The organism is Tenacibaculum jejuense (assembly GCF_900198195.1).
Classification (GTDB): domain Bacteria; phylum Bacteroidota; class Bacteroidia; order Flavobacteriales; family Flavobacteriaceae; genus Polaribacter; species Polaribacter jejuensis.
In genome coordinates this window covers 4,532,048-4,551,936 of record NZ_LT899436.1, presented here as the reverse complement: position 1 = coordinate 4,551,936, position 19,889 = coordinate 4,532,048, and the positions used below count along the sequence as shown (strand labels likewise).

General features: G+C 28.9%; 23 protein-coding genes and 1 tRNA gene. 10 read left to right on the top strand and 14 right to left on the bottom strand.

The features are described 5' to 3' along the window. Nucleotides 1–159: 159 nt before the first annotated feature. The 8 genes from AQ1685_RS20005 (at nt 160) to AQ1685_RS19970 (ending at nt 5,276) form a co-directional block, all read left to right on the top strand. Nucleotides 160–780: a DUF2589 domain-containing protein gene (locus AQ1685_RS20005; RefSeq protein ID WP_095074906.1), complete on the top strand. Its 621-nt coding sequence runs from the start codon at nt 160–162 to the stop codon at nt 778–780. Nucleotides 781–857: 77 nt separating this feature from the next. Further along, complete coding sequence (locus tag AQ1685_RS20000; protein WP_095074905.1) at nt 858–1,715, top strand: hypothetical protein; 858 nt, start codon at nt 858–860, stop codon at nt 1,713–1,715. A 2-nt stretch (nt 1,716–1,717) separates the two neighbouring features. After that, nucleotides 1,718–2,263, top strand: coding sequence for a hypothetical protein (locus tag AQ1685_RS19995; RefSeq protein ID WP_095074904.1), 546 nt, complete (start codon nt 1,718–1,720; stop codon nt 2,261–2,263). Between the two features lie 289 nt (nt 2,264–2,552). Next, nucleotides 2,553–2,984: a TIGR02594 family protein gene (locus AQ1685_RS19990; RefSeq protein WP_095074903.1), complete on the top strand. Its 432-nt coding sequence runs from the start codon at nt 2,553–2,555 to the stop codon at nt 2,982–2,984. 163 nt (nt 2,985–3,147) lie between these two features. Continuing rightward, on the top strand, nt 3,148–3,993 hold the full coding sequence (locus AQ1685_RS19985) for a helix-turn-helix domain-containing protein (RefSeq protein WP_095074902.1): 846 nt from the start codon (nt 3,148–3,150) through the stop codon (nt 3,991–3,993). A gap of 40 nt (nt 3,994–4,033) precedes the next feature. After that, entirely contained in the window at nt 4,034–4,291 is a 258-nt protein-coding gene (locus tag AQ1685_RS19980) for a hypothetical protein (RefSeq protein WP_157730302.1), read from the top strand. A gap of 16 nt (nt 4,292–4,307) precedes the next feature. Beyond that, nucleotides 4,308–4,865, top strand: coding sequence for a carboxymuconolactone decarboxylase family protein (locus AQ1685_RS19975; RefSeq protein ID WP_095074901.1), 558 nt, complete (start codon nt 4,308–4,310; stop codon nt 4,863–4,865). A gap of 48 nt (nt 4,866–4,913) precedes the next feature. Beyond that, nucleotides 4,914–5,276, top strand: a complete 363-nt coding sequence (locus tag AQ1685_RS19970; protein WP_095074900.1) for a cupredoxin domain-containing protein — start codon at nt 4,914–4,916, stop codon at nt 5,274–5,276. A gap of 53 nt (nt 5,277–5,329) precedes the next feature. Here AQ1685_RS19970 and AQ1685_RS20630 read toward each other — a convergent pair whose 3' ends face one another. Further along, nucleotides 5,330–6,070, bottom strand: coding sequence for a hypothetical protein (locus tag AQ1685_RS20630; RefSeq protein WP_157730301.1), 741 nt, complete (start codon nt 6,068–6,070; stop codon nt 5,330–5,332). Between the two features lie 11 nt (nt 6,071–6,081). Continuing rightward, on the bottom strand, nt 6,082–7,002 hold the full coding sequence (locus AQ1685_RS19960) for an OmpA family protein (protein WP_095074898.1): 921 nt from the start codon (nt 7,000–7,002) through the stop codon (nt 6,082–6,084). A 242-nt stretch (nt 7,003–7,244) separates the two neighbouring features. On the opposite strand from AQ1685_RS19960, the gene AQ1685_RS19955 reads away from it, so the two are divergent. Next, on the top strand, nt 7,245–7,631 hold the full coding sequence (locus AQ1685_RS19955; protein WP_095074897.1) for an ankyrin repeat domain-containing protein: 387 nt from the start codon (nt 7,245–7,247) through the stop codon (nt 7,629–7,631). Between the two features lie 89 nt (nt 7,632–7,720). Here AQ1685_RS19955 and AQ1685_RS19950 read toward each other — a convergent pair whose 3' ends face one another. Next, nucleotides 7,721–8,296, bottom strand: coding sequence for a 50S ribosomal protein L25/general stress protein Ctc (locus AQ1685_RS19950; RefSeq protein WP_095074896.1), 576 nt, complete (start codon nt 8,294–8,296; stop codon nt 7,721–7,723). 22 nt (nt 8,297–8,318) lie between these two features. Then, nucleotides 8,319–9,260, bottom strand: a complete 942-nt coding sequence (locus tag AQ1685_RS19945) for a ribose-phosphate pyrophosphokinase (protein ID WP_095074895.1) — start codon at nt 9,258–9,260, stop codon at nt 8,319–8,321. Between the two features lie 111 nt (nt 9,261–9,371). Here AQ1685_RS19945 and AQ1685_RS19940 point away from each other — a divergent pair. After that, nucleotides 9,372–9,455, top strand: a tRNA-Leu gene (locus AQ1685_RS19940). Nucleotides 9,456–9,482: 27 nt separating this feature from the next. Here the strand turns inward: AQ1685_RS19940 and purD are convergent. From purD to AQ1685_RS19890, 10 genes are all read right to left on the bottom strand, one after another. Then, nucleotides 9,483–10,754 (bottom strand): phosphoribosylamine--glycine ligase, encoded by a 1,272-nt coding sequence (gene purD, locus AQ1685_RS19935; RefSeq protein ID WP_095074894.1) that lies wholly within the window; start codon nt 10,752–10,754, stop codon nt 9,483–9,485. A gap of 36 nt (nt 10,755–10,790) precedes the next feature. After that, a complete protein-coding gene (locus AQ1685_RS19930) occupies nt 10,791–11,546 on the bottom strand; it encodes a glycosyltransferase (RefSeq protein WP_095074893.1) in 756 nt (251 codons plus the stop codon). After that, nucleotides 11,546–12,844, bottom strand: coding sequence for an exopolysaccharide biosynthesis polyprenyl glycosylphosphotransferase (locus AQ1685_RS19925; RefSeq protein WP_231970221.1), 1,299 nt, complete (start codon nt 12,842–12,844; stop codon nt 11,546–11,548). The genes AQ1685_RS19930 and AQ1685_RS19925 overlap by 1 nt, the downstream gene beginning before the upstream one ends. Before the next feature lie 64 nt (nt 12,845–12,908). Beyond that, nucleotides 12,909–14,018 carry a glycosyltransferase gene (locus AQ1685_RS19920; protein ID WP_095074891.1) on the bottom strand — a complete coding sequence of 370 codons (1,110 nt, stop codon included), beginning with the start codon at nt 14,016–14,018 and terminating at the stop codon, nt 12,909–12,911. Next, a complete protein-coding gene (locus AQ1685_RS19915; RefSeq protein ID WP_157730300.1) occupies nt 13,993–15,354 on the bottom strand; it encodes an O-antigen ligase family protein in 1,362 nt (453 codons plus the stop codon). The genes AQ1685_RS19920 and AQ1685_RS19915 overlap by 26 nt, the downstream gene beginning before the upstream one ends. Then, the gene (locus AQ1685_RS19910) at nt 15,347–16,396 is read right to left on the bottom strand and encodes a glycosyltransferase family 4 protein (protein WP_095074889.1); all 1,050 of its coding nucleotides are present in this window, start codon (nt 16,394–16,396) and stop codon (nt 15,347–15,349) included. Before AQ1685_RS19910 ends, AQ1685_RS19915 begins: the two co-directional genes overlap by 8 nt. After that, complete coding sequence (locus AQ1685_RS19905; RefSeq protein ID WP_095074888.1) at nt 16,390–17,628, bottom strand: O-antigen ligase family protein; 1,239 nt, start codon at nt 17,626–17,628, stop codon at nt 16,390–16,392. Before AQ1685_RS19905 ends, AQ1685_RS19910 begins: the two co-directional genes overlap by 7 nt. Next, complete coding sequence (locus tag AQ1685_RS19900; RefSeq protein WP_095074887.1) at nt 17,621–18,409, bottom strand: glycosyltransferase family 2 protein; 789 nt, start codon at nt 18,407–18,409, stop codon at nt 17,621–17,623. The genes AQ1685_RS19905 and AQ1685_RS19900 overlap by 8 nt, the downstream gene beginning before the upstream one ends. A gap of 4 nt (nt 18,410–18,413) precedes the next feature. Further along, a complete protein-coding gene (locus AQ1685_RS19895; RefSeq protein ID WP_095074886.1) occupies nt 18,414–19,103 on the bottom strand; it encodes an FkbM family methyltransferase in 690 nt (229 codons plus the stop codon). Between the two features lies 1 nt (nt 19,104). Further along, on the bottom strand, nt 19,105–19,887 hold the full coding sequence (locus AQ1685_RS19890; protein WP_095074885.1) for a class I SAM-dependent methyltransferase: 783 nt from the start codon (nt 19,885–19,887) through the stop codon (nt 19,105–19,107). Between the last annotated feature and the right edge of the window lie 2 nt (nt 19,888–19,889).

Genomic DNA, 19,889 nt, shown 5'->3' with positions numbered 1-19,889 from the left:
AACTGCAATCTGTTCACCTTTTTCGGGTGTATCTGTATGTGAATTAATAGAAGAGGACAAAACATTTTATGAAAGAACCAAATTAAAACTCTTATGGAGGAAAGCAGAAAAACCATATAAAAAACAGAGTACGTATATTTTAAAACCATCCTATTTATTATGCCAAATTTAGTACCAGAATTAAACAGTTTAGATTTCAACGTGTATATCGGAGGTCCGTTACAAGCGGCAATCCAAGCCCAAACAGAAGCTTCTATGGCTACTGTAGATTTCATTGAAAGAGTAGGGTTTGAAAAAGATGTTGATCCAGCAAAGCCAGATAACTTACGTTATGTAGATTTTAAATATAAGAAATCTACAGCTAATCCACATTTTGGAAAAACTGCTATCGAACTTTCTGATGAAGGTTTACCAGCCGACACAGATACTGATAATCAGTTTTTAGAAAGTAACGTGGCAATAAAGGTTCCGTTTTTAACAATGTTAACAATCCCATCTTTACGTATAGATGAAGTAAATGTTGACTTTAATGCACGTTTAAGTTCTGTTGAAACTAGAAGTATCGATACAAAGTTTGCTTTAGATGCTAAACTAGGTTTAAAGTTCAAGTTCATCAAATTTAAAGCTTCTGCTTCTTACAGAAGAAATACAACTCAAGGAACTAAAGTTGATAAAACATACAACTTAGGTGTTAGAGTTAGAGCTGTAAACGAAGAATTACCAGAAGGATTAAATAGAATTTTAGGCATGTTAGAAGATAGTATTGCTACTATAGCTTAGTAATTTATTTGAATTAATCTAACCACGGAGGTCATTCATTTTGAATGGCCTTCATTTTAAAAACTTAAAACAAAACAATGGTAAAACTTAATGAATATTTAGGAAGTATCGCTTCTAGTATTGCTGAAGCAAGATTAGTTTCTGATTTAAAATCTCTAGAAGTTGCAGAGCAATTTGCTAAACACGATTTGTTAAAACATTTTTCTATACCACGTTTCAAGGCTGAAAATATAGAGTTAACAATTCCAGTTGCAATTGCAGAAACGGGTCAAGACGATACAACTACAACATATGTTGCAAGTGTAACCAATAAGACAAGTTTAAGAAATGTAACGATTGAAGTTTTACAAGATCGTTTACCGTACAAAAAAAATGTTATTGGCGATATTAAAGGAGATATTGTCAGTAAAGATGAAACTGCTGCTTTTCCTCAAGAAATAAAGCCTACTGAAGATATTGTGGCTTTTGACGATGTTCAACCTCCTAGAGAAGAATCTTTAGCACCTCCTATTAAAGATGATGTTCCAGATTATAAAATTGCAGAATTAGAGAATTTTATTAATCAAGAAATTGTAAAACTTGATACAAATTTAAAGCTAGGTTTAAGTATTGAAAAAGAGTTAAGCGCTTATGCAGAAAGAGCGGTTAGAGCATTTACGAAAGTATACCCAATTCCTCCATATGTTAGAGTGGATTTAATTGGGGCTCAAAATGCTGTCAGCCAAAAGATAAAGAGTTATGTTAAATCTGCGCCTGTAACCGATGATTCGGCAGCTAAAGCTGGACCAAGAGTAATTGTAGAAGGTCACAAATTAAGAGAATTACCACCAGAAAATATCGTTCAAATTAAAATGACTTTAAAAGAAGAAAGTTTAGAATGGTATGCTTCTGAAAATGAAGAAGGAAACGTAAGTAATAAATTATTGCCAGAATAACAATGAGAAAATCAATTCTTAATACTTTAAATAGTCTAGAAGCTCAACTTTCTAAAATACATCCTATTGTAGATTTACTTGAGAAAAAGAGTAATTCAACTGCTAAAGAATTACGAGATTGGTTAGCAGAAACTGAAGAGTTATTCAAACAGAGTAATTTGGCAGAAGCTTCTATGTTTGCTGTAAAAAGAGGGGAATTATCTACCTATCACCCAGAAAACAGTCAGCATAAGAGAAAACAATTGTTGCAATTTTGTTCTAGTCTTTTAACAGATGCTCAAGGAGATGTATGGAAAGTATATGCTAGACTAAAAGATACAATTGAAAAAGCAAAAGTTTCTGTAAAACAATTGTTGGGAGTTATTTATCAAACCAAGCAATTTAAATACGATGTAAAAACTGATTTCACTCAATTCATAAATGAGTTATGGCAATTTTGTACAATGCATGAACAATTAAGAGGAATAACTGCTCAAATACAATCTTTAGTGAATAAAACAGATGTTTTACTTTTAATTGCTGAAGAAATAGAAATAGAAAACTTATAAGTTAGGAAACAAAAAACAGTAATATTACACAAAAAACAAGCTTCAAGTCTATATTGAGCTTGTTTTTTTGTTTTCGTATAACATTTTACAAAAATAAATTGTATTTTGTTTGTTTTGTGGTGTGATATGTTGTATATTTGTATTGCTATTAATTAGTGTTGTTTAATAATGAATCTTTTTATGTTATGTAGAAACATAAAGTTAGGTTAAACCACAATCTGGTAAAGAGAAAATATGAACCTCCAACTTTTTATGTTCTGTCTGCAAACGCTTTTATTAAAAAAATTATATGAATAAATTAATATCAGTGGCGTTATCGCAATATGGAGTTAAAGAAGTAAAAGGGGCAAAAGATCATCCTCAAATACTGAATTATTTTAAAACTATGGGTTTCGATATAACAAACTATAATGATGAAACAGCATGGTGTAGTGCTTTTGCTAATTGGGTAGCAAAAGAAGCTGGATATGAAAAATCAAACAAACTGAATGCAAGAAGTTGGTTGTCTGTAGGAACATCTACAAGTACACCAAAACAAGGAGATGTCGTTGTATTATGGCGAGAAAACCCAACGAGTTGGAAAGGTCACGTAGGTTTTTTAATTAAACAATCGAAACGTTATGTGTATTTACTTGGTGGTAATCAAGGGAATAGTGTAAGTATAAAAGCATATCCAAAAAATAGAATTTTAGATTATCGTGTTTTACAAAAAACCGCATAAATATATAAAAGCAAATGCTTGATAAAAGAAAGTGTAAATAAAGAGAAAAAGAAGAGTTAATCATAAGTCGCTAATGTAAGTTTAGCGGCTTTTTTTATGCAACATTAAAATAAATTATCTGTTAGTAATTTTCATTTCTCCGACCAATTTGTAAATTTGGTTTATGGCAATTCAAGATATTAAAACCTATACTTTTCAGGATGTTTTTTCATTACAGCTTGTAGATTTTGAAAAAGCTTGCGTTGTAAATGAACCAACACAAATAAATGAATATAAAATCTTTTGGATCAAAGAAGGTAAAGGAACTTATAATATAGATTTTAAAAGTTATTCTTTTGACGGAACAGTTTTGTTTTTCTTGTCTCCTGGTCAGGTATTTACTGTTGATTCTGAAAGAATAAAAGAAGCATATCAATTGAGTTTTACTAGAGATTTTTATTGTATACAAACTCATGATACGGAAATAGCATGTAATGGTGTTTTATTTAATAATGTCTATGAAACTCCATTTGTAACACCTTCAGAAAGGGATATAAAAAAACTTAATTTTATTCTAGATAATTTAGTAGAAGAGTTTGAATTAGCAGAAACAGCGCAATATGACATGTTACAATCTTTTTTAAAACAGTTCATCATTTATTCTGTTCGAATGAAAAAAGAACATTCTACAGTTAAAGATGATACAGAGACTAAATTATTTAAAGACTTTAGTTTACTTGTAGAACAAAATTTTAGAAAGCTTCACAGTGTAACCGACTACGCAAATCGTTTAGGAATTTCTCCAAAGTCATTAACCAAACATTTTCAAAAAATAGGAGCAGAAACCCCAAGTGATTTTATTAAAAATAGAATTGTTACTGAAGCAAAGCGACAATTACTCTATTCTTCTGAAGCTGTAAAGCATATCGCTTTCGATTTAGGATTTAATGATCCAGCTTATTTTTCTCGCTTTTTTACTAAAGCTACCGGAAATTCTCCTGCACAATTTAAAAAAACACAAAAAGTATAGTTGTAAAGTATACTTTTAAAATTATAGATTAAATCCGCTTTTGAAGAAATTTCAAGGCGGATTTTTCGCTTTTTCACCTTGTTTTTCAGCAAAAAGTCCAAATGTACAAGGCTTAGGAACTTTTGTCCATTTTTTAAGGTCTATTCTCGTCGCATCTTTGTACCAGAATTATTTGTTAATCCTCATTAAAAACAAAAAAGACATGAAAGTAATAACACATCAGTGCCCGAACTGTTGGGGATACCAAGAGTACGAAGAGCAAAACGAATTAAACAACAAACAAGAAAATAATAACTAAATAAAAACCTTAAGAAATGAGTACAAGAATTGAAACATTAAACCCAGAAACAACAACAGGAAAATCAAAAGAATTATTTGATGCAGTTCAAAATAAATTAGGATTTATTCCAAATTTAATTAAAGTTTTTGGTAATTCACCAGCAACATTACAGAGTTATTTATCATTAGGAGATTTAACAGCTAGTGGAAACTTTTCAAATAAATTTAGAGAGCAATTAGCCTTAGCAATAGCAGAAGAAAATAGCTGTAACTACTGTTTATCTGCACACACTGCAATTGGAAAAATGAATGGTTTAACTGATGAGCAAACTGAAGCAAACAGACAAGGACGCTCTTCTGATGATAAAGTAGCAGCGGGATTACAATTTGCTCAAAGTGTAACTAGAAACAGAGGTAACGTAAGTTCTGAAGAATTAGCAGCAGTAAAAGCAGCAGGATATAACGATAGTGATATTCTAGAAATTGTTTTAAATGTAGTTTCTAATACATTAACAAACTATGTAAATCACATTGCAGAAACTGAGATTGATTTCCCAGCAGTAGAAGCAGGAAAATTTACAGTTAATTCATAATAAAAAGTAATAAATATTTAAATCCCAAAAACAATAAATTAATTAAACATGAAAAAAGTAATAGCAATTTTAGTAGTAGTATTAGGTGCAGTAATGAATGTTAATGCACAAGAAGTAAAGACTGTATCTTTGGAGCAAACTAAAGGTGAGTTTACTCAAAAATCAGTAACATTAGCAGAAGGAACTTATATCTTCGAAATCGCTAATAGTAATGTTGGTAAAGATGTTGGTTTTGTTTTAGCTCCAAAAGGAAAGACAGATCAAGCAAACCACATTAAAGAAGCTTATGTTACTTCATTAGCTAAAAATAACACAAAGTCTACTTCTAAAAAAGTAACACTAAAAAAAGGAGAATACGTATATTTTTGTCCTTTAAACCCAACACCACAATATACATTGATTGTAAAATAGTATAGATTGTTAATTTTAAAAAGCTCGGTAGTTTTTACCGAGCTTTTTTATTTTTATAACTTTCCACCATCAAGTTCATCTTGCCATTTCAGTAATTCTTCCCATTTACCTTCGTAAGCAAGTTTAGCTTGTTGTGGCCATGTATCTGGCTTATGAATTCTGTATCGTTCACCACCGCTATTTAATACTTCTTGGCATTTTTCGATTGAAGCTTCACTTAAAGCTTTCCAGGTTTTAATATCAAAATTATGGAATAAACCTTCTATTTTTGGTCCAATTCCTTCTACAATCTTTAAATCGTCTTGTTTAATTTTTTTACCAAATACAGCTTTTGCGGCATCTGCATTAAATGGAATTAAATTTAAGTTGTTATTGGTGTTTTTAGCAGCTTCTAAATCAGTTTGTAAGTTAGCTTTTGCTTTATTACACGCATCTAATTCAGCTTCTAATTTTGTGATTTTATCTTTTAATTCTGAATCATCATTAGAGTTTTTAGCTAAAGATGCTGCTGCACCCAAGTTAGCGCTAGCTTCTCTAGCAAGTTTTAAGTCAGAACTTAATCCAGATTTGCTTTCACGACACGCATCTAAATCATTCTGTAAAGCTAATTTTGCTTTATTACAAGCGTCTAGATTAGCTTCTAATTGAGAAATCTTATTTCTTAATTCAAGTATTATCGAATCATTATCGTTGCTACTATTATCGTTTGAACTTCTAAAAAGTCTACCTAATAAGTAACCCAAAATAGCGCATATTAGGCCAACAATGATAGGAATGTAAATGCATGGACTCATAATTTTCTTATTTATTTAATTGTTATTATTGTTCTTCTGTTTTTTGCTCTTCCTTCTGGAGTACTATTATCTGCTATAGGTTCTGACTGTCCTTTTGAGGTTGCAATAATTTTATTCGCTGGAATAGCAGCATTTTTAACAAGGTACTCTTTAACTGAATTTGCTCTATTTTGACCCAAAATCACATTTTTAGTCACATCTCCAGTATTATCGGTATGCCCAGTGATAATACATGTAGCTCCATCTACTTTATCTAAATATTTTGCAATGTCAGCAATTTCTTGTCTTTCTTCTGAATTTAAGCTGATCTCAGATTGTCCAGATTTAAAATGTAATTCAATGGCATGTTCTTTAATGTATGTAGCTAGTTTATCCATTTCTTCAGAGTTATCTTTTAATTCTGAAATAGAAAAAGCAAGTGGACCGTGATAAACTTGCAACGAGTCAGCAATCATATCTTGTTTCAATTCGCCAAAAGTGTTCATTATTTTAGATGAAACACCTTTGGAGCTTAAGAAGTTCTTAATTGAGTTTGCTCTCGCTAAACCTAAATTAGGGTAGGCAGATTTGTTTTCCTCATCTTGAGTATAATATCCGGTTATTGATAAAGATTTACTATCATTTGTAGTTAAATAGTCTTTTAATTTATCAATCTCAGTTTCTAAATTAGTAGAAATTGGTTTTAAAAAGTTGAGGTTTGAAGCTTCAAAATTGAAATTATCATTTGACGAAAATGATAAGTTGCTAATAGCATCTTTAGCTAAGAACGGATATAAAGTAGGTTCTTTATATACTTTTTTGGTAGCTACAATTTCACTTGATGTTGTGTTTTCATCTTGGCTTTCGGAATTGCAGCATAAAATATAACTAAAGTAAGTTCCAATAATAATGGTAAGTAAAATACCTAGGAGATAAAATGATTTTCTACCCATAATTTTTGATTTAGATTACTGATTGTGAATTTATTATTTTTTTTTGAAAATTTTAACAGATTGAGTCTTTTACCTGTGTTTTTTTTAAGTTTTTAAAGAATTAGTATAGATTTTAGTATGATTTTAATAAATGTTAAAGAAATCTTATTAAAGTTATTGTTTTGTTAATTAAGCTGTTATGGTGAAACGATTTAGTTTTTTCTGTGTCTTGTAAGTAAATATCTACTAATTAATATTGAATTATGAAAAAAATCATTTTAACCATCGCCTTAGCCTTTTGTGCTCTTTCAACGACTACTGTTAATGCAACAGAATTAACAGATTATGAGAATATTACTGTTTTAGCTTATGACGACGTAACTACTTTTTGTAAGTTAATTAAAGAAGGGAATTACAAAGCAGTAGAAGCTATGATAAATAGTGGAGAAGACATTAATAAAAAGTCTACAGGATTAACTCCATTAATGTTTGCAGCTCGTTATAACAAAGCAAAAATTGCAAAATTATTAATTGATAATGGAGCTAAATTGAAAGCAAGATCGAATAGGGGATTAACAGCCTTAAAATGGGCAAAATTAGCGAAAGCTAATGAGACCATGAAAGTTATTGAAAATGCAATGAAGAAATAAGACCAAAAACTTCATCTGTAAATTGTTTGAATCAAAAAAAGACCGACAAATTTGTCGGTCTTTTGTTTTATATAGAATAATAAAAATTCTTATCCTTCAGCTTCAGCAGCAGCTTTAGCAGCATTACGAGACATACGTACTTGAGCAACCACAGTATTATCTGGGTGTAAGAAAGTAAAGTTCTCACTTGCTAATTCAGTAATATAAAGTTTATTACCAATTTCTAACTCAGTAATATCAGCTTCAATAAAATCTGGTAAGTTAGCTGGCAGAGCTTTAACTTTTACTTTACGCATATTGTGACGTAAAGCACCACCAATCATAACCCCTTTAGAATTACCTACTAATTTAACAGGAATTTCCATAGTTACTGGCTTATCTTCAAATAATTGATAGAAATCAATGTGTAAGATTTTGTCAGTTACAGGGTGAAACTGAATGTCTTGTAAAACAGCAGCGTAAGTGTTACCGTCCACTTCAATCGAAGCAGTATATACGTTTGGAGTGTATACTAAACTTTTGAACGCTTTTTCTTCAGCTGAAAAGTGAACAGGCTTATCTCCTCCGTATAATACGCAAGGAACCTTTCCAGCATTACGTAGGGCTTTAGTTGCTTTTTTACCTACGCTTTCTCTTTGAGATCCGTTGATTGTAATCGATTGCATTACTTATATTTATTTAAAAAATTTACATTAAAAACTTATCGCTTATTGATGTATTTTCTTGCACTTTGTGCATAACATCAGCGAATAAGGGCGCGCAAGATACAACTTTTATTTTAGAAATATCCTTTTTTAAAGGAATTGTATCTGAGACAATTAACTCTGTTAATTTAGAGTTCTGAATTTTCTCATAAGCATCACCAGAAAGTATTGGATGTGTACAAATTGCTCTTACAGATTTTGCACCTCTTTCTACCATTAAATCAGCAGCTCTAGTTAAAGTTCCTCCAGTATCGATCATATCATCAACTAGAATTACATTTTTACCTTCTACTTCACCAATTAACTCCATATGCTCAATAACATTAGCTTTTTTTCTTTGTTTGTAACAAATTACAACATCACTTGCTAAGTATTTAGAATATGCATATGCTCTTTTAGAACCTCCCATATCTGGAGACGCTATAGTTACATTTTCAAGTTGTAAACTTTCAATGTACTGCATAAAAATTGTAGAAGCATATAGGTGGTCTACTGGTTTTTCGAAAAAGCCTTGGATTTGATCTGCGTGTAAATCCATTGTCATAATACGAGTTGCTCCAGCAGCTTGTAAAAGATTAGCAACTAATTTCGCACCGATTGCTACTCTAGGCTTATCTTTTCTATCTTGTCTTGCCCATCCGAAGTAAGGCATAACAGCAGTAATATGTCTTGCAGATGCACGTTTAGCAGCATCTAACATTAACAGCATTTCCATTAAATTATCAGCAGTAGGGAAAGTAGATCCAATAATAAAAACCCTTCTTCCTCTTACTGATTCTTCAAAAGCAGGTTGAAATTCACCATCGCTAAAAGGTGTAATTTTAACATTACCTAGCTCTTCGCCATATTCTTTTGCTATTTTTTTTGCTAGCTCCATACTTTGTCTGCATGCAAACAATTTAGGAGTAAGTTGACTATAAGACATTTATCAGTTGTGTTTATTGTTGTGTTTGCGCAAAAGTAAAATTATTTTGAACAGTAATAAAGAGATTTATTCGAATTCAATAAAAAATATTTAGATTTGCAGCCTATTATTGCCAAAGTGGTGGAATTGGTAGACACGTCGGATTCAAAATCCGATGCTCATTAGAGCGTGTGGGTTCGAGTCCCACCTTTGGTACAATAACTCTTTTAGGTTTAAAAATTTTTATAAATCGAATCCAATATCTTTTCTGTAGTTCATTTTCTCAAATGAAATCTTGTCGATATTTTTATAAGACTTAGCTAAAGCGTCTTTAATAGTATCACCAAAAGATGTTATTGCCATAACTCTTCCACCGTTTGTTACTACCTTAGTATCGGTTATTTTAGTTCCAGCATGAAAAACAATAGAATCTTCAATTCCTTCGAAACCAGAAATTGCTTTTCCTTTTTCGTATGCTTCAGGATATCCACCAGAAACTAACATTACTGTAGTCGCAGTTTGTGAAGTTACTTCATAAGTTTTCTCATGTAAATTTTGGTTGGCAACTCCTTCAAATAAATCAAATAAGTCAGAATTGATTCTAGGCAAAACCACTTCAGTTTCAGGATCACCCATTCTTACATTGTATTCAATAACAAAAGGATCTCCAGCTACATTCATTAAACCAATAAAGATAAATCCTCTATAATCGATTCCTTCTTTTTGTAAACCATCAACAGTTGGTTTTATAATTCGATCTTCAACTTTAGTAAGAAAATCAGTATCAGCAAAAGGTACAGGTGAAATTGCTCCCATTCCACCAGTATTTAATCCGGTGTCTCCTTCACCAATTCTTTTATAGTCTTTAGCAGAAGGTAAAACTTTATAGCTTTTTCCATCGGTAAGTACAAAAACAGAAAGTTCAATTCCTTTCAAGAATTCTTCGATAACTACTGTAGCAGAAGCATCTCCAAATTTTTGATTGGTTAACATTTCTTTTAACTCAGTTTTAGCTTCTTCAATATGATCTAAAATTAGAACTCCTTTTCCAGCAGCTAAACCATCAGCTTTTAAAACAAAAGGAGGATTTAAGGTTTCTAAAAAAGCATATCCGTCTTCTAAAGAATCTTGAGTAAATGACTGATATTTTGCAGTAGGAATATTGTGTTTCTCCATAAATTGTTTAGAGAAATCTTTACTTCCTTCTAGCAAAGCACCATCTTTTTTAGGTCCGATTACAGGAATGTTTTTTAGTTGATCGTCTGCTAAAAAGAAATCATGAACTCCTTCAACTAAAGGAGCTTCTGGACCCACAACAACCATGTTAATTTCATGTTCTAAAACAGCTGTTTTAACGGCATTAAAATCTGTTGGATTAATACTTAAATTTTTAGCAATTTTATCTGTTCCTGCATTTCCAGGAGCTACAAAAACTTGGTTAACTTTTTTACTTTGAGATAGTTTGTAAGTGAATGCATGTTCTCTACCTCCGGAACCTAAAACTAAAATATTCATGTGTGTTGTGTTGTTATTTGGCTGCAAATATAGGTATTACCACTTTACGAAATACTTAAAAGCAGAAGATAAATGCCAAAGAAATAATTTAATTTTTTTAGAGGATTCTTTTTGTAAAACATGAGTGATTTGAACACTTGGATCGTAGTATTTCTTTTTTTCTAAGAGGTCTATTTTTTTACAGATATCTATATCTTCCATATACAAGAAATAACGTTCGTCAAAACCATTTAAACTAATGAAGTCTTCAGATTTAAATAACATGAAAGCGCCATGAATAGCTTCGGGATAAAAAGGTTGATTCAAATCTTTATTTCTGTATTCTTGTTCATGAATTCTACTCTTAAAAATATTTAGTTTTCTAATTATTAAATCGAAAAAAGTAGGATACTTCCTAACGTTATATTGGTGTTTTCCGTTTGGAAATTGAATTTTAGGAGTAATTACAGCTACATTAGTTTTGTTTTTTAATGTTTCAATTAGTTGCTGTATAATATTAGGTTTAAAAGTTACATCTGGATTTAAAACTAAATGATATTTAGAATCCTTTATTTTATCTAACACAAGATTTTGAGCCTTAGCAAAACCTAAGTTTTTATTGTTAAAAACATAAGTAATATCGGGGTGATTTTTTAGTTCCAGAGGTAAGTTCTGTTGAGGTGAATTGTCTACTAAAAAAAGGTGTTTTGTAAAATTAGAAATATTTAAAAAGGAATGAACAGCATTTTCTAAATCATTAATATTCTCATTATATAATACAATGCACGCTGTTATGTTGGTATAATTATCCATTAATAAGCATTTTCATCGCCCTTAAAAACGTTTAATACGGTACTAACAACAATTTTTATATCTAACATAAACGACCAATTTTCGATGTAAAAAATATCTAATCGAACTCTATTTTTAATATCTGATTTCTTTTTTATTTCGCCTCTATAACCGCTGATTTGAGCTAAACCAGTTATACCTGGTTTCACAGCGTGTCGTTCTAAATAATTATCAACATCTTTTTGATATTCAAGAGCTAAACTTTCTAAATGTGGTCGAGGTCCAACGACACTCATATTTCCTAGTAATACATTAAAAAACTGAGGAATTTCATCTAAGCTTGTTTTTCTTAAAAATGCACCTATGGGAGTAATTCTACTGTCATTTTTTGTAGCGTGAACTTTGTTCGCTTGTTTGTTTACATACATAGATCTGAATTTATAACACACAAATTCATCTCCGTTAAACCCTTCACGTCCTTGTTTAAATATTGCAGGGCCTCTAGATTCAATTTTGATTAATATCCATAATATTGGGTATAGCCAAGAAATAATAAACAAACAAACAAATGAAGAAAAAAGAATATCGAAAATACGCTTGATGATTCTATTCTCAATTAAATCGAAAGGTAGTTTTTTAACATTTAAAATTACCAGTGAATCTCCATAAAATTCTGTAGTGATATTCTTGTTATAAAGTTCATTAGCATTGGGTATTAATTTTACTATTCTTTTGTGGCGAATTGCAAATTGCTTAATTTTTTTTATTTGTTTGCTTTTCAATTCTGTTAATGAACAGTAAATTTCATCAATATTGTTACTTAAAACATAATTTTCATATTGTTTTAAAGTACCTAAAGTATCGTTAGTTTCAATCTTCTTATTAGTGAAAAAACCAAGAAATTGATACCCTAATTCTTTTTCCTTTTTTAACATCTCTGCTAACTTAATAGTAGATTCATCAAACCCCAATACTATAACTTTTCTATAATTTTTCCCATAGCTTCTATATTTTTTTAATAAATAGAAGAATAAAATACGAACAATACTAATGATTACTATAATTGTAACTAATACCTTAGTTTGGTTATGTACTATCTCTCCTTCCCTAAATAAACTAAAATATGAGAAAAACCCTAAAATAAAGAGTAATAATTGACCTGTTAATCGTGATAAAATTTTAAAGTAGTTGTGATGTCTGTAAATTTTATAAAAACCTGAAGTTAACGAAGCTATTATCCAAAATAAATTAATGTAAACTAAAAAATTAGTAATTAAATACTCTTTGTCTTTAAGAATAATCAAAGATAAATTTATCAAAAACAAATCTATTATCAATAATAGATAGGGAATGTATGTTGAATATCTTTTTTTCAAAATTAACTTATAACTGTTGCAAATATATTTTTTCTAAAAGAGAAATATTCTTGTTAATATTAAATTTCTGTTCATAAATTTTTTTCGAGGCATTTTCCATAGATTCCCTTAAGTTATTATTAAGTAAAATTTCAACGATTTTTTTAGAAATCTCTAAAGGATTCTCATTTACTAGAAAACCATTTACTTTATCCTCTATAAGATCTTTATGACCATCAACATTTGTAACTACACATGCTTTAGATAAAGCAATAGCTTCTATAACTGCATAAGGTAATCCTTCATATCTTGAAGTAGATATATAGAGTTTAGCTAATTTTAAAATGTACAATGTTTTGGCTCTTTCTAACCAAGGTATAATTGTTATACTTTCGTTAAGGTTTAATTTTTGAATTAAATAATTAACGGCTTCCAGTTCTGGTGAAAAATGACCTGCTCCCAAAATAACAAGATGAATGTTAGGAATCCGTTTTTTTAACTCAAAAAAGCTATGAATTAGTAATTGAGTGTTTTTTTGATACGACGGACGACCTATTGAACAAATAAAATTTGAAGGAAGTTTATCTTCAAAAGCCTGTAGATTAAAATTATTTTCTATAGCATTATTCCACAACAAAGCCTTTTTAGCATTAAATTTTAAGTCGTTTATAGTTCTATTATATTCTGATGTAGAACAAGCTAGTGTTTTTGCTGGAAATAGATTAAAAAGCTGCTCTATTCGTTTAAATTTTTTTTGTTTCTTTTTTGTGGTGGCACTTAAATAAGAATAGGCATGAGGAGTATACAATGTTGGAATACCTAAATAAGCACCAGCTATTCTACCTAATATTCCGGCTTTTGCACTATGGCAATGAATAACATTAGGTTTTATCTTTTTCAAATGTTTAATGATATCAATAAGACATTTATAGTCATTGATAATATTAATTTCTCTTTTTAAATTAACATGATAGGTTTTAATAGACTTATTGGTTAAACTTTTTATATCAATAATTTGATCTTTTTCATTACATAATAAAATATTATTAAATGTTATATGATCAATGTATTTATAAAGTAAATTGATGTAAATACCTACACCTGCAACTGGTCTAGCAATGTGAACAATCTTTGTCATTTACAAATTTTTTATTTAAAAAAAGTAAGGCGAAAAAACTAAATAATAAAATTCCTTTACCTCTTACTAATACAGATTCTGTAAGCATTATAAAACAAAAAAATAAAATAAAATAAATGTTTATCTCTTTATTCTTTAGTAAAAAGAAAATAAAAAAAATAAAAAATAAGAATCCTAAAATTCCCATTCCTATAAAAAAATGAAGGTATTGATTATGTGTATTAATTCCTTGAAAATATTTATATCCATCCGCTATTATTTTTTCACTGATTTTTTTTTCTACATTCTGCATGCCTATGCCAAGAAACCAGGATGTTTTTAATTCTTTGAAGGTATAATCATATGCAAGGTATCTTAGATACATGTTTTTCCAAGAATTATCAATTAAGTTTTGTTTGTTTTCGGTTTTAACAGCAGTGTAAAGTGCTGAAATTTCTTGTGTTCCTCTTTTAAATCTTGAGTTTTCTGAGGCTAAAAAAATAAAGATAACTGTTAACACAAAAATAATAGTTATCTTTTTTATTGGTTTTATTTTAATTTTCTGATAAATGAATAGTAATAGGATAAAACACGAAGTTAAAAGAGCTAATCTTGATCCAATATAAGCCATTAATGCAGTATTAAACATAAAAAATATACTATCTGTTATAGGGCTGATAAACGATTTTTTTTTAGAGTTAAGGTAAAGCAAAAACATATTAGAGGTACCTAAAAAGACACCCATATATACATGAGATAGTCCAATAGGTTCAGAGAAAAAAGTATGAACACTGCTCATTAACTTTCTTTGAAAAATATTAATAATGAATAGCAATACCGATGCAATAAATACAGAGGTGATATATACTTTTAATGATGTGATTATACAGATTTTAAAGTGTAATTTTTTTATTCCTAAGAACAACAGCGGGATTAATAGAAAATAGATAAATATATCCAAACCCTTTAAGTAAGGAGGAAAAATAAGATGATTGAGAGTTATTAAAATAAAAATCATTAAAAATAGATACTCATTCAACTTTTTTGGGATACGACTTTTTATTTTTCTGTTCACTATTAATTTTAAAAAAAATAAGAGCAAAATGCATAAAATGATCTTATGAATGCTATCGTAAAAAATACTGGCGTATATTAATAGATAGAAATAAATAGTAAAGAAATATTGATTAGAAATTTTATTCCTAAATAACTGATATACTTCAAAACAAGTAATAACACCAAATAATAGTAAACCAATACTATGTGTATTTTTAAAGCATAATGATACTGCCACAAATAATAATAGTGTTTTAGGGTCTTTTAAAAGAAAACTTTTTTGTGCTAGCTTCTTATCCATTAACATATAGTTTTTCCAATTGTTTAACATAGTTGTCTATATGGTATTTTTCTGTGAATGTATTATATCCTTTAATAGCTATTTTGTTTCTTAATTCAGGGTTATCTATTAATTCTTTTAGCTTTTCTGATAATTCTTTATCGTTTTTTGGAGTAAATAAAAGTCCATTTTTTTGATGTTGAATTAATTCAGCTGGTCCCTCAATATTTGAGGAAATTATAGCTAATTTTGCCCTAAAAGCTTCTAAAATTACAATTCCAAACCCTTCCCAAATAGATGGTAATATAAACACGTCTGCATTATAAAAATAGGAATCTATGTTTTTTTGTTGTCCAACAAAGTAAACCTTATCCTTTATATTTAATTTTTCTGCTAATGCTTCTAAGTAAGTTCTTAAATTTCCATCTCCTACAATAGTTAATTTGAGGTCTGTTTTTTTTAAAATAGCAATCGCTTTTAATAAAGTGCTAACAGATTTTTGTTTTACTAAACGCCCCACAAATAGTAGTTGTATAGTTGTATTCTCTTCTTTTACTAACTCTTTTTTATAAGATGGTATTGCGTTATATAATAAAAAAGACCTAGACTTTGACTGTTTTAAGGTGCTTATAACATGATTTTTTACAGATTTAGAAATAGAAATAACATGTGTTTTTTTAAGTTTGAAAAGGATTGTATATACAAAAAACAAAAAAGAATCTATTTTATTTTTCTTAAAGTAAATATTATGCATGGTACAAAACACTTTCGCTTTAAAACCTAAACTGGCTATAATTCCTAAAATATCTGCATGACTTAAATGTGTATGTATAATTTTTGCATTTACTTTTTTATAATATTGTCTTAATTTAATTACAGTTAAAGGGGATAAAGGAATGTATGTAATGCTGATTTCTTTTTTTAAAAAAGGAGATAAGTCATGTATCTTTTTTAAATAGATGATATGCACCTTATTATTTTCAGCTTGTTTATTTGCTACATTTAAAAGTAATTTTTCTGCACCACCAATACCAAAAGCAGTAATTACATGAACGATTACCATAATTTTTTTTCTTTTTGCTCAAGATAAACTAATTGAATAAATAAAAGTAATATCCACAAAGGAGCATGATAAAAATCGGACAAGATACACAAATGTAAGAAAGAAGTGATGATTGAGAATAGAATGAAAGGTCGAATTAGACGATTCATTTGGAGTGTTTTTTTAAATATTGCTTCTTGAAAACCAATAAAAAAGATAAAAGCAACAATTCCTAAGTCAGACAGTACAGTAAAATAAACACTTAAATAACCCTCATGATCTTCGTGAACACCATAACCAGGTCCATAGCCAAATATAGGATGATGAATAAAGTTAGTCAAGGCTCTTTTCCACTGGTATAATCTTTGTCCACTTGAGGTATAAGATCCAGTTTCATTAAATAATATTTTATCGATAAAATCACTTAGATGAAGACGAATACCGCCTAAATTAAAAGTTAAGAGTATCAATGTAATAATAACAATGGTACTTAATAAAAGAAAAATAATGTTAATCTGTTTTTTATTGATTTTGTTACGCTTAATTTTTTCGTAGATGAATATAGAAATTCCAGAAAAAATAGCAAGGGCAATGCCAGCACTAGAAAACATAGCAAAATGACTAATTAAAAACAACAACACTAAATACTTTAGGTGTTTTTTCTGCCTATTAATCGTTAAGTAAAATAAAGATATACCAAAATATAAGTTGTAAAAAAGAGCCATAGTACCAGGTTCTTCTGCTACTCCTCCAACTCTTCTAAAACCACTTCTGATATAATAATCCATATTACTAATTTTTCCATCCGCTACAGAGAAAACTTTTCTAAAACTAACTTCAAAAAAGTTAATTCCAATAAAATCGACAATTATGATTACTGATACACTAATGAATGAGAAGAAAATTGTTTTAGCGATTTGAAAAGAAGAAATATTAAATTTTTTCACAACATACTTCCCTAAGAAAAAGAAAAATAGAATTGCATTTGTATATGCTAAAGAATGGTTAAAGCTTCTCTTTTCTTTAAATCCTAATAAAAAACTTAACCACATAAGACCAAAGAATGTTAAGAGGTATATATCTTCTTTTAGTAACCATTTTTTATGTATTTTTTTAAATGTAAAAACACTTGAAAGGGTAATAAAAAAAAGAAATTGATTTACTATTACCGGTAGCCTTAACCAAGCTGACAAAGCAAAAAAACTTGTAAAAGGAGCAAAAAAGACAAAACCGTGAAATAGTTTTTTAACCATTTTTAATCGGTTTAATTACAATATCTCGAAAAGCAACTAAACAGTTAAAAGCTTGTTTTTTAATATAATTTAAAAAAGCATTTTTTACATGGTTCTTTTTTTGAATATGATAATCTTCACTAGACGATATCCATAAATTTTTTACTTGGCTAGTAGCACCACTATTACGCATATTAACTAAAAGATCTTCTGTATATAGAAAGGGGATATTGGCTTTAAAAGCTCTAAACATAAAGTCATAATCTGCTGAAAGTTTATAATATGTATCGAATTTTCCAATACTTGTATATATATCTTTAGGAACAAAACTAGCAGGATGATTAATAGGCATAAAATTACTAACGTTACTTATATTTTTATTGAGCATGGTTTTGTAAACTTTCTTTTCATGTGTCACTCTATTCATAGCTCCAGAAATAATGGCTTTTGAGTTTTTTTGAAATAAATTTACAACTTTTTCTATAGCATCTAATTCATACCAATCGTCACTATTTATTATCCCAATAAGTTTACCTTTGGCAATATCTATTCCTTTATTCATTGCATCATAAATTCCAGAATCAGATTCACTAATCCAAGAATAAGCGAATTTTTTTTCAGCAAATTTTTCTTCATACAAACGTATAATATTAAGCGTGGTATCTTTTGATGCTCCATCAACAATAATGTATTCAATATTTTCATATGATTGATTCAGAACAGATTCGATAGTGTCCTTGATTGTTTCTTCACTATTATAAGTTACTGTAATAATTGAAATTAAAGGAAAGAAATGATTCATAAATCTACATTAATATATTTTTGAACAAAATTTCATAATATATTTCACCATGATCACTTTCGGCAAAGGTTTCTCTATAAACCTCAATAAATCCATTAGATTTCATAAAAAGTATCATATCATCTAGTTTACAGCAGTTTTTATATGATTCGAAATTTGCCACTTCTGTTGAGATATATTTTATTTTCTTTAATAAGGCGATACTTCCCTGTAAAACAAGTAATTCGGACCCTTGAGTATCTAATACAATGGCTTGATATTTATTTATATCTATTAGCTCATCAGCGACTAGTTTTTGTAGGGTAATACTCTTTAATTGAAGTGTTTTTTCATAACTAACTTCTGGCCAAAGATCTTGATGTTTATCTAGTTTTAAAATAGAAGAAGAAGCTCCATTATTATTTGCTATATTAAACTCGTAAGTTTCATCATTTTTATTGGTTAAAAGAGCCTGAATTGCTTTTTGGTTAGGGAACTTTTTAATATTTCTTTTTAATTGTTGAAAGACCTCTGGTATTGGTTCTATCCATATTACATCTAATCCATATTTTTTATATAATCTACATTCCTGACCAATATTAGCACCTACATGTATTAAACCTGTAATATCTGTAAGGAATTTTTCAGATTCTTTATCAAAAAGTTTTTTGAATTTGTTTATTATTTTTTCTGAAAAGCTTTTCTTTTTTATCATTTTATTTATACCAAATTTGGGGTAATTTAACACTCTTTAATCCTTCAACACAATCTGCATCTAATTTGTGAGGAAAATCAGTTCTTTTATCTCTTACTTTACATCGATCATTTCTTAAAAATGTAACTTCTATAAGAGGAGGTATTTTTATACCATTAATAGTTACAATTTTGGAGCTATTATTAGGATGTATATGTACACAAGTATGATTTTCAATTAATCTACTGAAGACATTTGAGGCTACAGTATAAAAAAAAGGATTGGATAATTGTTCTAAATGATGAAATTCTACAACAATAATTCTAAATCTTTTTAGTAATTGATCTGAAATGTTTAAAAAATTAATATATTCATCTCCTTCAATATCCATTTGTAAAATCAAATCTGATTTTTTACTCTCTATGCTATTAGTAACCCATTTATCCATTGAAATTAAATCATCATTACTAATAGGATTAATAAATTTTTCTATAAAGTTAAACTTTTGAGGAACGTTCTCTTTTTTCACTGTTTTATCTGCAATAAAAACTGCCATTTCCTTTTTAAAACAATCCTCTTCAAATTGAAATTTATTGTCACATCCAGGAGAAAAACAGGCTTCAATTCCTTCAAAATCATTAGGTAGTAAATAACCACTATCTTTAGAAGCTCCTAACCGAACTAAATCTAAACCTACATAAACAGGTTGAATACTTTGTATTAGTTTTAGTATTCTAGTGTTGTTTACTTTGTAATTTATATTAAACCCTAGTAAATGTAATAGTCGTCTTAAAAAACTTTTCATGT

Bases quoted from the DNA above. Each gene is read 5' to 3' on its own strand.
- AQ1685_RS20005 (WP_095074906.1), top strand. From the start codon at position 160: ATGCCAAATTTAGTACCAGAATTAAACAGTTTAGATTTCAACGTGTAT.
- AQ1685_RS20000 (WP_095074905.1), top strand. From the start codon at position 858: ATGGTAAAACTTAATGAATATTTAGGAAGTATCGCTTCTAGTATTGCT.
- AQ1685_RS19995 (WP_095074904.1), top strand. From the start codon at position 1,718: ATGAGAAAATCAATTCTTAATACTTTAAATAGTCTAGAAGCTCAACTT.
- AQ1685_RS19990 (WP_095074903.1), top strand. From the start codon at position 2,553: ATGAATAAATTAATATCAGTGGCGTTATCGCAATATGGAGTTAAAGAA.
- AQ1685_RS19985 (WP_095074902.1), top strand. From the start codon at position 3,148: ATGGCAATTCAAGATATTAAAACCTATACTTTTCAGGATGTTTTTTCA.
- AQ1685_RS19975 (WP_095074901.1), top strand. From the start codon at position 4,308: ATGAGTACAAGAATTGAAACATTAAACCCAGAAACAACAACAGGAAAA.
- AQ1685_RS19970 (WP_095074900.1), top strand. From the start codon at position 4,914: ATGAAAAAAGTAATAGCAATTTTAGTAGTAGTATTAGGTGCAGTAATG.
- AQ1685_RS20630 (WP_157730301.1), bottom strand. From the start codon at position 6,070: ATGAGTCCATGCATTTACATTCCTATCATTGTTGGCCTAATATGCGCT.
- AQ1685_RS19960 (WP_095074898.1), bottom strand. From the start codon at position 7,002: ATGGGTAGAAAATCATTTTATCTCCTAGGTATTTTACTTACCATTATT.
- AQ1685_RS19955 (WP_095074897.1), top strand. From the start codon at position 7,245: ATGAAAAAAATCATTTTAACCATCGCCTTAGCCTTTTGTGCTCTTTCA.
- AQ1685_RS19950 (WP_095074896.1), bottom strand. From the start codon at position 8,296: ATGCAATCGATTACAATCAACGGATCTCAAAGAGAAAGCGTAGGTAAA.
- AQ1685_RS19945 (WP_095074895.1), bottom strand. From the start codon at position 9,260: ATGTCTTATAGTCAACTTACTCCTAAATTGTTTGCATGCAGACAAAGT.
- purD (WP_095074894.1), bottom strand. From the start codon at position 10,754: ATGAATATTTTAGTTTTAGGTTCCGGAGGTAGAGAACATGCATTCACT.
- AQ1685_RS19930 (WP_095074893.1), bottom strand. From the start codon at position 11,546: ATGGATAATTATACCAACATAACAGCGTGCATTGTATTATATAATGAG.
- AQ1685_RS19920 (WP_095074891.1), bottom strand. From the start codon at position 14,018: ATGACAAAGATTGTTCACATTGCTAGACCAGTTGCAGGTGTAGGTATT.
- AQ1685_RS19915 (WP_157730300.1), bottom strand. From the start codon at position 15,354: ATGGATAAGAAGCTAGCACAAAAAAGTTTTCTTTTAAAAGACCCTAAA.
- AQ1685_RS19910 (WP_095074889.1), bottom strand. From the start codon at position 16,396: ATGGTAATCGTTCATGTAATTACTGCTTTTGGTATTGGTGGTGCAGAA.
- AQ1685_RS19905 (WP_095074888.1), bottom strand. From the start codon at position 17,628: ATGGTTAAAAAACTATTTCACGGTTTTGTCTTTTTTGCTCCTTTTACA.
- AQ1685_RS19900 (WP_095074887.1), bottom strand. From the start codon at position 18,409: ATGAATCATTTCTTTCCTTTAATTTCAATTATTACAGTAACTTATAAT.
- AQ1685_RS19895 (WP_095074886.1), bottom strand. From the start codon at position 19,103: ATGATAAAAAAGAAAAGCTTTTCAGAAAAAATAATAAACAAATTCAAA.
- AQ1685_RS19890 (WP_095074885.1), bottom strand. From the start codon at position 19,887: ATGAAAAGTTTTTTAAGACGACTATTACATTTACTAGGGTTTAATATA.